The organism is Hymenobacter lapidarius (genome assembly GCF_001816145.1).
Classification (GTDB): Bacteria; Bacteroidota; Bacteroidia; order Cytophagales; family Hymenobacteraceae; genus Hymenobacter; species Hymenobacter lapidarius.
In genome coordinates this window covers 71,702-84,655 of the sequence record NZ_MDZB01000033.1, presented here as the reverse complement: position 1 = coordinate 84,655, position 12,954 = coordinate 71,702, and the positions used below count along the sequence as shown (strand labels likewise).

The window sequence follows — 12,954 nt, the reverse complement described above, 5'->3', positions numbered from 1 at the left end:
CTTGTGCCCGTAACCACAGGCAGCCGCTTTAAATTCTTTGGCACCAAAATTTTTAGCGTGCCGCGCAGGCGCTTCTCAGTCGGCCTCAGGCGGGTCGCCGATGAGTTTTTGCTGGAAATTGAGCAGAAACAGCCGCTCCGAAGCCCGCGTGATGGCCGTGTAGAGCCAGCGCGCGAATTCCCCCGCCAGGGGCTCATCGGGCTTCAGAAAGCCGTGGTCCACAAACACGGCCTGCCACTGACCGCCCTGCGCTTTGTGACACGTAAGGGCGTAGGCAAATTTTATTTGCAGGGCGTTCAGGTACGGGTCTTTGCGCATTTCCTTATAGCGCTCGGACTTGGTTTTGAGGTGCGCATAATCCTCACTCACGGCCGTGTACAGGGCGTTGTTGCGGTCCGACGGCAGGGCCGGGCTTTCGGTGTGCAGAGTGTCGAGCAGCAGCTTTACTTCAATCTCCGGCTCGTCGGGGTAGTCCACGAGGCGAACCTGGGCCTGGGCAAAATGGAAACCGTACACTTCCTCGCGCCGCACTATTTTGGTGATTTGCAGGAAGTCGCCGTTGGCCAAAAAGCCGATTTCGGAGTCCTTGGGCAGCCAGAAGTAGTTGTTGCGCACCACCATGAGGTAGTCGCCGCCCTCTATCTCCTCCTCGGCATCAAACAAAGCCCGCCGAATGAGCTGATTGTACTGGTTGGCGTTGCGGTTGGAGCGGCAGATAATGGTGGTGTTCTCGTGCCCGAAGTTGCGGTAGGCCCAGCGCAGGCCGTCCTCCAGCTTGTCGCCGCCCATCTTAAAGATGTCGTTGAAGCCTTTGGTGTGCAACTGGATATTGGGCGCTTGCTCGCGCAGTTCCTCGCGCAGCTCGGTCGCGTTCACCAAGATGCCCGACGCCTGGGCCTGGCGCATTACCTGGCGCAGCTCCACGCTGCCCACGGTGGCCCGGAAGCGGTGGGCCAGCAGCTCGGGGTCGAGGGCAGGGCTCAGGAGCTGGCCCACGGGAGGCAGCTGGGCCGTGTCGCCGATGAGCAGGAGCTTGTTGCTGGTTTTCTCAAACACAAAGCCCATCAAATCGTCGAGCAGCCCGCTTTCGCCGAAGGCTTTCTCGTCCGAAATCATGGAGGCCTCGTCCACGATGTAGAGTGTTTGCTCGGTGCGGTTGGGCTGGCGCTGGAAATTGAGCCGCTCGCTGGGTGCGCCGGAGGTCTGGCGGTATATTTTTTTGTGGATGGTGCTGGCCGGCACGCCCGCGTAACCCGCCATCACCTTGGCGGCGCGGCCGGTGGGCGCCATCAGCGTGTATTTGCGCTGCAGCTTGTGCAGCCATTGCACCAGGGCACTCACCACGGTGGTTTTGCCGGTGCCGGCGTAGCCGCGCAGCACAAACACCTTGCGCCCCGGCAGGTCGTCGCGCAGAAAAGCGTCGAGCTGCGTGAACAGCAACGACTGGTCGTCGGTGGGCTGGTAGGGAAAGTAGTCGCGGACGGACGGAGTTCTAGCGGAGAGCATTTGGCTTAGTCGTATAACTCTGGCTTGACATCAGCCATTATCAATTTGCAGTATTGCTGCTCTGCTTGCGTAAGGCCTGCCATGGCAGCACGCTGGCTGACTTCTTTCTTAAACGCGGCCAGTGCAACTGCTCTTGCAGTGCCTTTTAACACCGACTGTTCCTCACTCATTCCCCAAACTAAACTCTGCCGTAAACAGCTTTTAGGGTGTTGCGTTAGGTAAGTGACAAAGGATTGGAACTGAAGCTCCCAAAGTTTGACCGTAGCCAGGCCCATATTCCCAGTGCTTTCCCCACCGGTCAAGCAGGCAAGGGAATCAAGCTTTTCCCAGTGGTGCAGCGAAGGGCCTAAAACAAGTTTTTTTATTGTGGATTCCGTTAACACGTCAGTATCGGTTCGTTGAGCTTCGATGTACTGTTCAGTGGGACTAGCAAGCTGACTCTTGCGAAGGTCCGTTGCTTGCTCGCTTTGTTGGCAAGCCGTCTGGAGCATTAGTCCAATCAGTAACAGCCTTTGTAGTTTCAAACCTCGCATAGGACATATACTAAGCAGGCTCAATCACGGCCATGGTGGCGCTGGCTTTGGCAATAAGCAGGTCGTCGCACCACACCTCGGCTTCGCAGAACTGCAGGCGCCGCCCGGCTTTCAGCACCCAGCCAATGGCTTTTAGCTTCTGCCCGATGCCCGGATGCAGGTAGGAGATTTTCAAATCGGAGGTGACCAGCCCGTAGTTGTCCGGAATGAGCGTGACGCCGGCAAAACCGGCCACCAAATCGGCCAGGGTAGCAATAAGGCCGCCGTGCGCGAAGCCGCGCTGCTGCTGGTGCTGCTCGCCCATAATGAGCTCCGCCTCCACGCGGCCGGGCGTGATGACGGTCAAATCGGCCCCGATGAGGTGCATGAACCGCTGCCGCGTGAGCTTGCGCCGAATGCGGGCTTCGAGTTCTTCGGGAGTATCGGCAGCAGGGGCTGGCGAGTGGGTAGGCTGAGTAGTTGACACTGAAAACGTTTATGTTTGCTTAAGGGGTACGGCAGATGAAGGGGTCCTGGGCCGGGCTTTGTACTGCCTATTACTTACGACCAGTCCTTAGAACCGCTGAATACCTCCAAATGAGCTTTCCGGCCTCGCAGGGTACTTGCCCGGCTGACACCGCAAAGGTACTGGCTTGCTTGCCGGCACGGGGCCTTTTGCTTCACATTACGCTTTTCAAATCCTATGGAAACGTTGCCGAACATGGCGTATTTCGTGGCGGGCGCGCTGGGCCTGGGCCTGGCGGCGTGCAGCGGCTTCCGGGTGTTTGTGCCCCTGCTGGCGGCGAGTGCCGCCTACCATTTCGGCTACCTGACGCCGGCCGCCGGCTTTGCCTGGCTGGGCACCTGGACGGCTCTGCTCACCCTGGCCACCGCCACGGTGCTGGAAATAGCCGGCTACTACGTCCCCATCGTCGACCATTTTCTCGACACCCTCACCACCCCGGCCTCCTTTGTGGCGGGCACCATTCTCATGACCTCGGCCCTGCCCCACCTCGACCCCACGCTGCGCTGGACGCTGGGCATCCTGGTGGGGGGCGGCACGGCCGGACTGGTGCAAACGGGCACGGCGCTGCTCCGTGGGGCCTCCACGCCGCCACCGGGGGCATTGCCAATCCCATTCTGGCCACGGTCGAAAACTCGCTGGCGGTGGGCGGCGTGGCGCTCACGCTGCTGCTGCCCGTGGTTGCGGCCGGCTTTGTGGTGGCGCTGCTGGTATTCATCCTCAGCAGGTTGCGCCGGTGGCTGGCCCGGCGCCGCCACGCCGTGTAGGGTGGACAGGCAGTTTTTTGCCACCGGGCAAAAACAATGTGCCGGGCCGGGCGTTAGCCTACCGCCGCACCTCAACTTATAGAAGGGCCGCCGCTGCCGCTATGTCCCTCTCGCCCGACGCTACCTTTCTCTCTCCCGAATCCCTGCTCGATGCCTATTCCGGCAAGGTGCGGGTGCGCGTGGGCGGGCTGCTGCTGCGCGATGGCGGCATTTTGCTGGCCGCGCACCGCGGCCTGCTGCCCAAAGAAGCGCCGTTCTGGTCGCCGCCCGGGGGCGGCTGGCAGTTTGGCGAAAGCATTCGCACGGCGTTGGTGCGGGAGTTTAAAGAAGAAACCGGCTTGACCGTGCGCGTAGGCCGGTTTCTCCACCTGCACGAGTTCAGCACGGGCAAGCTGCAGGCGCTTGAGCTATTCTTTGAAGTGCTGAACGATGCCGACGAGCAGCCCCGCCTGGGCCACGACCCCGAGCACGCCCCCAATCGGCAGCTCCTCACCGAGCTGGCCTGGCTCACGCCGCGGCAGCTGCTGCACGTTCCGCACGAGCAGGTGCACCCCGTGTTGCGCATGGTGTTGAGCCCCGACGACATCTTCGTGCCCCAAACCCTGTTCGTTTAAGCCACAGGAAATGGGGTGAAGCTGCCGAGAGTTGCGGCCGGATACCCGCGCCGCTGGAAATTGTACGCCGGTGGCCATTTAGCCCCAAAAAGCAAACCAAGTCGGCTCTGCCGCGTGCTGATTGCCCCGATTAACCGGAGCTTTCCGGTCCGTTCGTTGCTTCTTTGGGCCGGCGGCGGCGGTCCTCCTGCGGTGAAGCATTATCTTTAGCCCCGCCCGTTGGGCCTGTTTAGCTTCGATACGTGCCTGCTTCCGCTTCTTCTGCACCCACAGCCGCGCCCACGTCCTTGCTGCGCTTGCGCGACGAGACGTTTGACCCTGCCAACCCCGCCGCTTACAACCTGTACCTGCTGGCTGGCCCCACGCGCCTGTACCTGGCCGCTGTCGACGTGGAACGCCAGAAATTCGTGGCCCTTGAAGAGTACATCCTCGGGGCGGGGGGCGTGCCGACGCTGGCCGCTCAGCACGACTTCCTGGCCCTGCGCGGGTGGAATGCGGTGCGGCTGGCCGTGACCGGCCGGGCGTTTACGCTGCTGCCGGCCTCCCTGTTCCGGCCCGGCGACGAGGCCGCGGCCCTGCGCCTGCACCACACCCCCACTCCCGCCGAAACCATTCGCCACACCACGCACCCCGGCCAGGAGCTGGTAAACGTTTTTGCCGCCGATGCTGCCCTGGCCAACTGGCTGGTGGCCACGCACGGGGCCACCGGCCGCCTGCTGCACCACACCAGCGCCCTGCTGGCCGGCCTGGTGCACCAGCGCGGCGCGGCCGCCCCCCGCCGCCTCTACCTCAACCCCGGCCAGCAGGAACTAACCCTGGTGGTGCTGGGCCAGCACCTGGAATACTGCAATGTGTTTCCGTGCAGCACTGCCGAAGACGTGGTGTACTACACCATCCTGGTGATGCAGGAACTTGGCCTCGACCCGGACCAGGACGACGTAACCGTGTGGGGCGAATTCACGCCCGATTCGGCGGTATTCAGCCTGCTACGCACCTACGTACGCAATGTGAAGTTTGGCGCCCGCCCCGGCAATGTGCAGTACAGCTACCGCCTCAACGACGTGTTTGAGTACCGCTACTTTGACCTGTTCAGCCTGCACTTTGCTTGAGTTGTCAGGTGCTCGCTGTCAGTTCTCAGTATGCAGGTATCTGACAATGAGCACCTGATAACCCGTTTACCGTTGAACGACTGCCTAACTGCTGCCAGCAGGGTCAAATGCCCGATAGCTGGTATCCTTCCCCTTCCTTTCATTAATCAAAATGGCCCGTATTGCCCTTTTTCCCGGCTCGTTCGACCCTTTCACCAACGGCCATCTGGATGTTGTGCGGCGGGGGGCGGCGCTGTTCGACGAGGTTATTATCGCCATTGGCACCAACAGCAGCAAGCAGCGCTACCTGCCTGTGGAGCGCATGCAGGCCCTGATAGCCGCCGTGTTTGCCGACGAGCCCCGCGTGACGGTTCGCACCTTCAAGGGCCTCACGGCAGAGTTTGCGCGGGAAGTGGGTGCCCGCTACCTGCTGCGCGGCCTGCGCAACAGCCTGGACTTCGAGTACGAAATGCCCATTGCCTACGGCAACCAACACGTAAATACCGAGCTGGAAACTGTGTTTTTACTAACCTCGCCTACCCTGGGTGCCGTGAGCAGCACCATTATCCGGGACATTCACCGCTACGGCGGCAACGTGGATGCCTTTCTGCCCTTTTCGCTGCCGCCCGTGGCGGAGCTGGGCTAATCGCCGCACGGGGGGACGCTACTGGTTCAGACTCATGGCCAGCACCCGCAGGCCCAGTAGCTCATTCACGGGGCGCTCCTTGAACACGGGCAGCACCAGGTAGCTGTCGGCCCCGAGCTGCAGCTGCGCCCGGCTCATGAGCTCGGTTTCATTGCTGCCCACCAGCAGCAAGTTACTCACCTGCCGCGAGCGGTAGTCGTACGAAGCCACAATGGCCAGCCCCCGGCGCCGGAACAGCATGCTCGAATCGAGTTGCTCGGTGCGCTGAATCACCGGGGCCAGAATTGGGTCGGCAAAGCCGGAGGGCAGTGGCAAGGCCGGCCCCAGCTGCTGGCTCAGCTCGTCGATATCAAGGCTGAGCAGCTCGGGCACGCACAGGCCGGAGGCATCGCTCGCGGGCTGCGGCACGGCACTCACGGCTTGGTCTTGCAGGGGCTCGTGCGTGCCGGAACAAGCCGCAGCACCCAAAGCACCGGCCAGAAAAAGCAGTACAGCTAGTCGCATAGACCGCAATATAAAGCTATTTTCCGATGGGCTGGCCCGACGCCGACTTACTTGCCGGCGGCGGGCGTCACCTTGGCGGGCTGCCCGGCCATGTTGTTGAGGTAATGCCTCACCACCAGCGCAATGGAAGCGTAGGAATCTTCGAGTTTGGCCAGGGCCTCCTGCGGCGACATCCACCGCACTTCTTCGATGTACTCCTCGGTCTGGGGCTTCATCAGCGAATCATCTACGCACTTCATGAGGTACCAGCTGGTTTTTTTCAGCATTTTGTTGCCTTTGTAGGCGTAACTGTGCCAGGTGCTGGGCAGCTCTTCGCCCATCTCCAGCTTGATGTTTGTTTCCTCTTCCACCTCGCGCAGGGCACCGGCGGCCTGGTCCTCGTCGCTCTTGAGCTTGCCCTTGGGCAGGTCCCACTTGCCGAGGCGGTAAATCATCAGCACCTGGTCGCCTTTTACCACCAGTCCGCCGCCGGCTTTGGCGATTTTGAACTGGTCCTTGAAGTGCAGGGTGATGTATTTTTTCTTTTTGACCAGCATGGTCAGCGACTTCAGCTTCTTCATCTTTTTCACCTCCATCAGGCGCAGCAGGCGGTCGATGAACAGCGGCCCGGCGTCGCGTACCAGCACATCGCCCACCAGGTCCTTGGATGTAAAGTCATCGTCGGGATTCAAAATCAGGTCGAATTTGTGCTTGTACACCTTTTCGCTGAGCTTTTTGATGACCAGCGGAATGTCGTTGATGAAAATATTCATCGGAAGTATCGAATTGAGAAGATGATGACGGGCAGCGAGGGAGCCGGGGTCAGAAATGTAAGAAAAAACTAGCTCCGGGCAGCGGCTGCAAGATACGGGAGCGCACCGATTTGCCGGCCGGCCGCATCTTTGCAGCATGACGCGCATTGGCCTGCTTTCCGACACCCACAGCTACTTCGACGAGCGGATTGCGCACCATTTGCGCGATTGCGACGAAATATGGCACGCCGGTGACTTCGGCGATACCCGCGTGGTGGACGAGTTGCAGGCGTTGGCGCCAAGGTTTCGGGGCGTGTACGGCAATATCGACGGTACGGACGTGCGCAGGACCCAACCTTTGGTGCAGAATTTCGAAATTGACGGGCTGCGGGTGCTCATCACCCACATTGGCGGCTACCCCGGGCACTACGCGCCGGCCGCCCGGCCGTTGCTGGCCGCCAGCCGGCCGGGCCTGTTCATCACGGGCCACTCCCACATTTTGCGCGTGATGCCGGACAAGCCCCTGGGCCTGCTGCACCTGAACCCCGGCGCGGCTGGCCGGCACGGCTTTCATAAGGTGCGCACCTTGCTGCGGTTTGGCATCGAGGCGGGGAAAGTGGTGGACATGCAAGCCGTAGAGCTGGGGCCGCGGGCCAGCTAAGGGTACACTAGGGAGCTTGCAGGTTAGTATAGGGGGGGGTAGAGACGCAACCAGTCAACCCTCTACTCCCACTCTAACAAAGACAACAAGCCCCGCTGCCTGCATCACAGGTAACGGGGCTTGTCGCAGTTGTATGCTTTTGACGCGGGCTGCTAAAATGAGTAAGCAGCTTGCGGCAACGGGCTTATGTAAAGCGCGATTTTGGGCTTGGGGGACTAGCCTTCCTGGCCGTTTTCTTTCACGGGCTGGGCTTCGGCGGTGTCGGAAGCGGCAGGGGTGTCGGCAGCCGTTTCTTTCTTCGCTTTGGCAGCGGTTTTGGGAGCAGCTGCGGAGTCCGAAACGCCACCGTTGGTGGTGAAGCGCGACTTCAGTTCTTCCAAATCAACGTTTTTCAGAACGGGCGTGCGGAGCAGCTCCTTGATGATGTGCTTTTTGTTGTTGGCACGGGCAATGTTTTTGCGGTGCTTGCGCTTGAGGCGGGTAACGGACATGGTGCCGGATTAGTTAGAGTCTTGGGGCTTACGAAACGGAGGGCAAAAGTAAGGCTTTCATTTTGAAAGTGCAAGCCCATGAGGCATTTTGCTGAATTACTGCGTATTTGAGGTAGTAGCCACGGGGCAGCTTCGGGCGCTACTTTTGTCGGGCTGCCGGCTTCCTGCTGCAGCGGCTGGAAGCTGTGGCCCGCTTTCCTCCTTTTGCATTCCGTCCGTTTTCTTGCCTCATGACTGCCGAAATCACTTCCCTGCCCCCCGTTGACCTGCGCTCCGATACCGTGACGCGCCCCACCCCGGCCATGCTCGCGGCCATGTCGGCCGCGCCCGTCGGCGACGATGTGTACGAAGAAGACCTCACCGTGCGCCGCCTCGAAGAAATGACCGCCGCCCGCTTTGGGCTCGAAGCCGGCTTGTTTTGCCCCTCGGGCACCATGACCAACCAAATTGCCATAAAGGCCCACACCGAGCCCCTGAGCGAGGTAATTTGCGAGCAAACGGCCCACGTGTACCTGTGGGAAGTGGGCGGCATCGCGTTCCACTCCAGCGCCTCGGTGGCCCTGCTGGTCGGCGAGCGCGGCCGCCTCACGGCCGAGCAGGTGGAAGCCGCCATCCGGCCCCAGAACATCCACTACCCCACCACCCGCCTGGTGTGCCTGGAAAACACGCACAACCGCGGCGGCGGCAGCTGCTACAGCTGGGACGACATGGCGGCCATCAGCGACGTAGCCCAGCGGCACGGCCTGGCCCGGCACTTGGACGGCGCCCGGGTGTTCAACGCCCTGGTGGCCACGGGCCAGCGCGGCGAGGACTACGGCCAGCTCTTCGATTCGATTTCGGTGTGCCTCTCCAAGGGCCTGGGGGCGCCGGTGGGCTCGGTGCTGCTGGGCTCGGCTGCTTTTATTCAGAAGACCAAGCGCATCCGCAAGGTGATGGGCGGCGGCATGCGGCAGGCCGGCTACCTTGCCGCCGCCGGCATTTACGCGCTGGAAAACAACGTGGCGCGCCTAGCCGACGACCACCGCCGCGCCGCGCGCCTGGCCGAAGTGCTCCGCCAGCAGCCCTACGTGAGCGACGTGCTGAACCCCGAAACCAACCTCGTCATCTTCCGGCTGCACGACAGCCAGCCCGCCGCCGAATTCCTGGCCGCGCTGGAGCAGCAGGGCATCAAGGCCAGCAGCTTCGGCCCGCAATGGATTCGCTTCGTGACGCACCTCGACGTGGACGATGCCGGCCTGGCCCGCGTGGAGGCCGCCCTGCAGCAGGTTGCGCAGCCAGCGTAAGCTTGGGCTAATGCCGTTCCGAAGAAGTCGCAGAGGCTAAGAGCCTGTTAAAATTTACAAGTAGCTGTTAGACAAAAAGAAACCAGCCAGGTTACCGTAATTTCTTCATCCGACCAAAGATGTACGAAACGGACCTGACTGATTCCCAGTGGCAAGTTATGGAAACTATTTTGCCCGTTGCCCGCCGCCGCAAGTATTCGTTGCGCCTCATTGTCAACGCCTTGCTTTATCTGACCAAGGCCGGCTGCCAGTGGCGCTTGCTGCCCCACAACTTTCCGCCCTACCCGATTTGCTTTTACTACTTCCGCCGCTGGCAGGCCGACGGGCACTGGGCAGGCCTCAATCAAGTACTCGTTGAGCAGGACCGCCAGCAGTCGGCTCCCTCGGGCCAGCCCAGCCCCAGCGTGGCCATCCTGGACGCGCAATCGGTCAAGTGCAGCGAACGTGGCGTGCTGGAGAAGGGCTTCGACGGCCACAAACAGATTCAGGGCCGCAAGCGCCAACTCGCCGTCGACACGGGCGGGCGGCTACTGGCCGCCCACGTGGGGCCGGCCGATGAGAACGACCGGACCGGCGGCCGCGCCGTGCTGGAAAAACTTAATCGACAAGGTTTTAAGCGGATAAAGCTCGTGCTAACCGACGCCGGTTACGACGGCCGGCCCTTGGCTGAATGGGTCCGGGCCCACTGCGGCTGGCGGCTGGAAACAGCCCCCGGCCTGACGGGCCGCGGCGGCTTTACCCCCCAACCCACCCGCTGGGTCGTCGAGCGCTCCATCAGCTGGCTCCACTGGGACCGGCGCTTAAGCCGCGACTACGAATGCGAAACCAGCAGCGCCGAAGCTACCTTGTATTTGTCCAGTATTCGACACCTTATTCGAAAATTTTAACAGGCTTTAAGAACTCGCGGCTCACCGTTGACGGCATTCCATTAGCCCATCATGCTCATCTGGCGTCCGCGAAGTTGAGGCATGACGAGTATTTAGCCACGGCTACTTCTGCTGGGTTATTTGATTGCTCCGGCGGCTTTTAAAAGGCTTGCTCCTGCTCTCTCACCTGCGCCAGCTGGGGCGGGGCGTCCTTGTTGTTGGTAAAACCCAGGATAGCGGCCCCTACCACTGCTGAAGCAAGCGAGCCGAGCAGCACAGCCAGCTTAGCCAAGTTGATGGCGGTGGGGTCGCGGTAGGCCAGGGTGGCAATGAAAATGGCCATGGTGAAGCCGATGCCGGCCGTGAAGCCTAGCCCCACCATCTGCTTCCAGTTGACGTGGGCGGGCAGCTTGGCCATGTTCAGGCGCACCAGCAAGGCCACCACGCCCACAATGCCCAAGGGCTTGCCAAGCAGCAGCCCCAGCCCGATGCCTAGGGAGAGCGGCGTGCTCAGGTTAGGAACTAGGCTTCCGTTGAGCACAATGGCCGTGTTGCACAGCGCAAACAGCGGAAGAATGACGTAGTTGACGGGCCGCCGCAGGGTCTGCTCGATGTTCTCGATGCGTTCCAGGGGAATGGTGAGGGCGAGTAGCACGCCGGCAATGGTGGCGTGAATGCCCGACTCCAGCACGCAAAACCAAAGCCCGAGCCCGAGCACCAGGTAGGGAGCCAGCGTGCGCACTTTCAATCGGTTGAGCAGCACCAACAAGGCCAGAATGACGCCCGCCGCCCCGAGGTACGCCACGTTCAGGCTACCCGAATAGAAAAAGGCGATGATGAGCACCGCCATCAGGTCGTCGATAATGGCCAGGGCGGTGAGGAAGATGCGCAGGCTGGGGGGCACTCTCTTGCCCAGCAAGGCCAGGATGCCCAGCGAGAAAGCAATGTCGGTGGCGGTGGGAATGGCCCAGCCCGAGGCACCCTGGGTGCCATTGGTAAACGCCAGGTGCACGAGCGCGGGGGCCACTACACCGCCCACGGCCGCCAGCGCGGGCAGCATGGCCTGCCGAGGCTCCGCTAGTTCCCCATCCAGCACCTCGCGCTTAATTTCCAGCCCCACCAGGAAGAAAAAGACAGCCATCAGGCCGTCGTTTACCCAGTGGCTGACAGATTTGTTGAGCGCGCCGTATCCCACGTGCTGCTCCCACAAAGCAACGTAGCTCGTGCCTATCACGCTGTTGGCCAGCAGCAACGACACGCCCGTGGCCAGAATCAGGAGCAGCCCGGCTAGCTTCCCACTTTCGGATAATTCACGGACAGGTCGTAGTATTCGGCGGATTGGCATAGACCCACAAAGGTAACCCAGCCCACTTACCCAACCAGCGGCCCACGGCGAAAAAGGTCCCCGAAGCCGCCGCCAAGCCGGGGACTTCTTTGTGCGGAACACGACCGTATACCGCATCAAAAAAATACTCCTGCGCTCATCATACGCCCCCTTTACATGCTTAATCAGATTGCCATTCAGCACCTCTCCAGCACCGACCCGCTCCTAGGCGGTTTGATTGCCCGAGGCCGGGAAATTCAGCCCCGACCGCACGAAGACCTGTACCTCGCGCTGCTGCGCGCCATTGTGAGCCAGCAGATTTCGACCAAAGCGGCGGCGGCTATCTGGAAACGGTTCCAGGGCCTGTTTCCACCCGAGGGATACCCCGAGCCCCGCGAGGTGCTGCAGATGGACGAGGACCTAATGCGCAGCGCCGGCCTGTCGCGCCAAAAAGCGGGCTACCTCAAGGCCATTGCCACCTACAACGAGCAGGGCCTGCTCGACTATGGGCACCTCACCAGCCTCGACGAGGAAGCCTTTACCCAGCACCTCACCGCCATTCGCGGCGTGGGCCGGTGGACGGCGCAGATGCTCCAGATGTTTGCCCTGGACCAACCCGACGTGTTTTCCGAAGGCGACCTGGGGGTGCAGAATGCCATGCGCCGCCTCTACGGCCTGGTAGAAACCGGCCGCGCGCTGCAAAAACGCATGCTGGCAATTGCCGAAAGCTGGCGGCCGTATCGCACGCTGGCCTGTAAGTACCTGTGGCAGTCGCTGGACAACGGCACCCAGGTTCCGCCCACGGCGTGAGCCAGGGCCAAGCTGGGCATTTACGGCTTACCGCTTAGCTCAAACACTTCTTCGCACACGAACAGCTCCCCTTTTTTGCGCATAATGGCCAGGTTATTCACGTTCAGGCGCAGGTTGTAGGTTTCCTGGTTGAGGTGGCCGAGTACGGGGCCCAGCAGGTCGGGGGTGGTGTCGTGCAGGGCCAGGGAGAGGTGCGGCAGCCAGCGGTCGGGCTGGTAGTACTGGCTGGCCCGGCAGAGCGGCGCAGTCACGTCGAGCACGCGCTGGTGCAGCAGGTTCAGGTCGTTGGAGCGCAGCACCGGGATGTAGATAACCGGATTTTTGCCCGGGAACACGCCCAGGCCCGTGGTATAAGCCGAAAATGGCGGGGTGGTGGCGGCTACTTCTGCCAGCACCTCCTTCAGGTCGATGAGGCGCCGGGTGGCCGTGAGCAGGTAGGTGAGGTGCGGGTCGGGGGTGTCCTGCACATCGTCGAGGCCAAAACGGGTTTCCAGGCCTTTCACGATGCGATTGATGCGGCTGGCGTTGCGGGGGTTGAGCAGCGAAGTAATGGCGTACATAGGGGCTAAACTAGTGAAGGCCCCGCAGAGTTGGCGTGCCCACGCACTTGCCGGGGCCGGGCCGCAGC

At 61.6% G+C, this 12,954-nt stretch carries 16 protein-coding genes; 8 read left to right on the top strand and 8 right to left on the bottom strand.

Annotated features, from left to right (window positions below; translation table 11 throughout):
- Positions 1-75 precede the first annotated feature (75 nt).
- Genes BEN47_RS01585 through BEN47_RS01575 form a run of 3 tightly spaced genes read right to left on the bottom strand, consistent with a single transcriptional unit; the run spans position 76 to position 2,505 of the window.
- Complete coding sequence (locus BEN47_RS01585) at positions 76-1,506, bottom strand: ATP-dependent DNA helicase (protein ID WP_070724445.1); 1,431 nt, start codon at positions 1,504-1,506, stop codon at positions 76-78.
- A gap of 5 nt (positions 1,507-1,511) precedes the next feature.
- The gene (locus BEN47_RS01580) at positions 1,512-1,997 is read right to left on the bottom strand and encodes a hypothetical protein (protein ID WP_125921442.1); all 486 of its coding nucleotides are present in this window, start codon (positions 1,995-1,997) and stop codon (positions 1,512-1,514) included.
- 52 nt (positions 1,998-2,049) lie between these two features.
- Positions 2,050-2,505, bottom strand: a complete 456-nt coding sequence (locus tag BEN47_RS01575) for a PaaI family thioesterase (protein ID WP_239691469.1) — start codon at positions 2,503-2,505, stop codon at positions 2,050-2,052.
- Between the two features lie 216 nt (positions 2,506-2,721).
- Here BEN47_RS01575 and BEN47_RS01570 point away from each other — a divergent pair, with 216 nt between their 5' ends.
- The 4 genes from BEN47_RS01570 (at position 2,722) to coaD (ending at position 5,656) form a co-directional block, all read left to right on the top strand.
- Complete coding sequence (locus tag BEN47_RS01570) at positions 2,722-3,390, top strand: DUF4126 domain-containing protein (RefSeq protein WP_239691468.1); 669 nt, start codon at positions 2,722-2,724, stop codon at positions 3,388-3,390.
- Positions 3,391-3,409: 19 nt separating this feature from the next.
- The gene (locus tag BEN47_RS01565; RefSeq protein ID WP_070724443.1) at positions 3,410-3,922 is read left to right on the top strand and encodes an NUDIX domain-containing protein; all 513 of its coding nucleotides are present in this window, start codon (positions 3,410-3,412) and stop codon (positions 3,920-3,922) included.
- A gap of 242 nt (positions 3,923-4,164) precedes the next feature.
- Positions 4,165-5,031, top strand: a complete 867-nt coding sequence (locus tag BEN47_RS01560; RefSeq protein WP_083322001.1) for a DUF3822 family protein — start codon at positions 4,165-4,167, stop codon at positions 5,029-5,031.
- 151 nt (positions 5,032-5,182) lie between these two features.
- Positions 5,183-5,656: a pantetheine-phosphate adenylyltransferase gene (coaD, locus tag BEN47_RS01555; protein ID WP_070724441.1), complete on the top strand. Its 474-nt coding sequence runs from the start codon at positions 5,183-5,185 to the stop codon at positions 5,654-5,656.
- A gap of 18 nt (positions 5,657-5,674) precedes the next feature.
- Here coaD and BEN47_RS01550 read toward each other — a convergent pair whose 3' ends face one another.
- Together BEN47_RS01550 and BEN47_RS01545 are read right to left on the bottom strand one after the other, a co-directional pair.
- On the bottom strand, positions 5,675-6,160 hold the full coding sequence (locus BEN47_RS01550) for a hypothetical protein (protein WP_070724440.1): 486 nt from the start codon (positions 6,158-6,160) through the stop codon (positions 5,675-5,677).
- A 47-nt stretch (positions 6,161-6,207) separates the two neighbouring features.
- On the bottom strand, positions 6,208-6,912 hold the full coding sequence (locus BEN47_RS01545; RefSeq protein ID WP_070724439.1) for an NUDIX hydrolase: 705 nt from the start codon (positions 6,910-6,912) through the stop codon (positions 6,208-6,210).
- Positions 6,913-7,048: 136 nt separating this feature from the next.
- Here BEN47_RS01545 and BEN47_RS01540 point away from each other — a divergent pair, with 136 nt between their 5' ends.
- On the top strand, positions 7,049-7,552 hold the full coding sequence (locus BEN47_RS01540; RefSeq protein WP_070724438.1) for a metallophosphoesterase family protein: 504 nt from the start codon (positions 7,049-7,051) through the stop codon (positions 7,550-7,552).
- Positions 7,553-7,767: 215 nt separating this feature from the next.
- On the opposite strand, the gene BEN47_RS01535 is transcribed toward BEN47_RS01540, so the two are convergent.
- The gene (locus tag BEN47_RS01535) at positions 7,768-8,043 is read right to left on the bottom strand and encodes a hypothetical protein (RefSeq protein WP_070724437.1); all 276 of its coding nucleotides are present in this window, start codon (positions 8,041-8,043) and stop codon (positions 7,768-7,770) included.
- A gap of 230 nt (positions 8,044-8,273) precedes the next feature.
- On the opposite strand from BEN47_RS01535, the gene BEN47_RS01530 reads away from it, so the two are divergent.
- Positions 8,274-9,326: a threonine aldolase family protein gene (locus BEN47_RS01530; protein ID WP_070724436.1), complete on the top strand. Its 1,053-nt coding sequence runs from the start codon at positions 8,274-8,276 to the stop codon at positions 9,324-9,326.
- 119 nt (positions 9,327-9,445) lie between these two features.
- On the top strand, positions 9,446-10,213 hold the full coding sequence (locus BEN47_RS01525) for an IS5 family transposase (protein WP_070724435.1): 768 nt from the start codon (positions 9,446-9,448) through the stop codon (positions 10,211-10,213).
- Between the two features lie 139 nt (positions 10,214-10,352).
- Here the strand turns inward: BEN47_RS01525 and nhaA are convergent, their stop codons facing one another.
- Positions 10,353-11,537 carry a Na+/H+ antiporter NhaA gene (gene nhaA / locus BEN47_RS01520; RefSeq protein WP_070724434.1) on the bottom strand — a complete coding sequence of 395 codons (1,185 nt, stop codon included), beginning with the start codon at positions 11,535-11,537 and terminating at the stop codon, positions 10,353-10,355.
- A gap of 156 nt (positions 11,538-11,693) precedes the next feature.
- Between nhaA and BEN47_RS01515 the strand changes: the two genes are divergently transcribed.
- Complete coding sequence (locus BEN47_RS01515) at positions 11,694-12,326, top strand: DNA-3-methyladenine glycosylase family protein (protein WP_070724433.1); 633 nt, start codon at positions 11,694-11,696, stop codon at positions 12,324-12,326.
- A gap of 20 nt (positions 12,327-12,346) precedes the next feature.
- On the opposite strand, the gene BEN47_RS01510 is transcribed toward BEN47_RS01515, so the two are convergent.
- Positions 12,347-12,886 carry a 2'-5' RNA ligase family protein gene (locus BEN47_RS01510; RefSeq protein ID WP_070724432.1) on the bottom strand — a complete coding sequence of 180 codons (540 nt, stop codon included), beginning with the start codon at positions 12,884-12,886 and terminating at the stop codon, positions 12,347-12,349.
- Between the last annotated feature and the right edge of the window lie 68 nt (positions 12,887-12,954).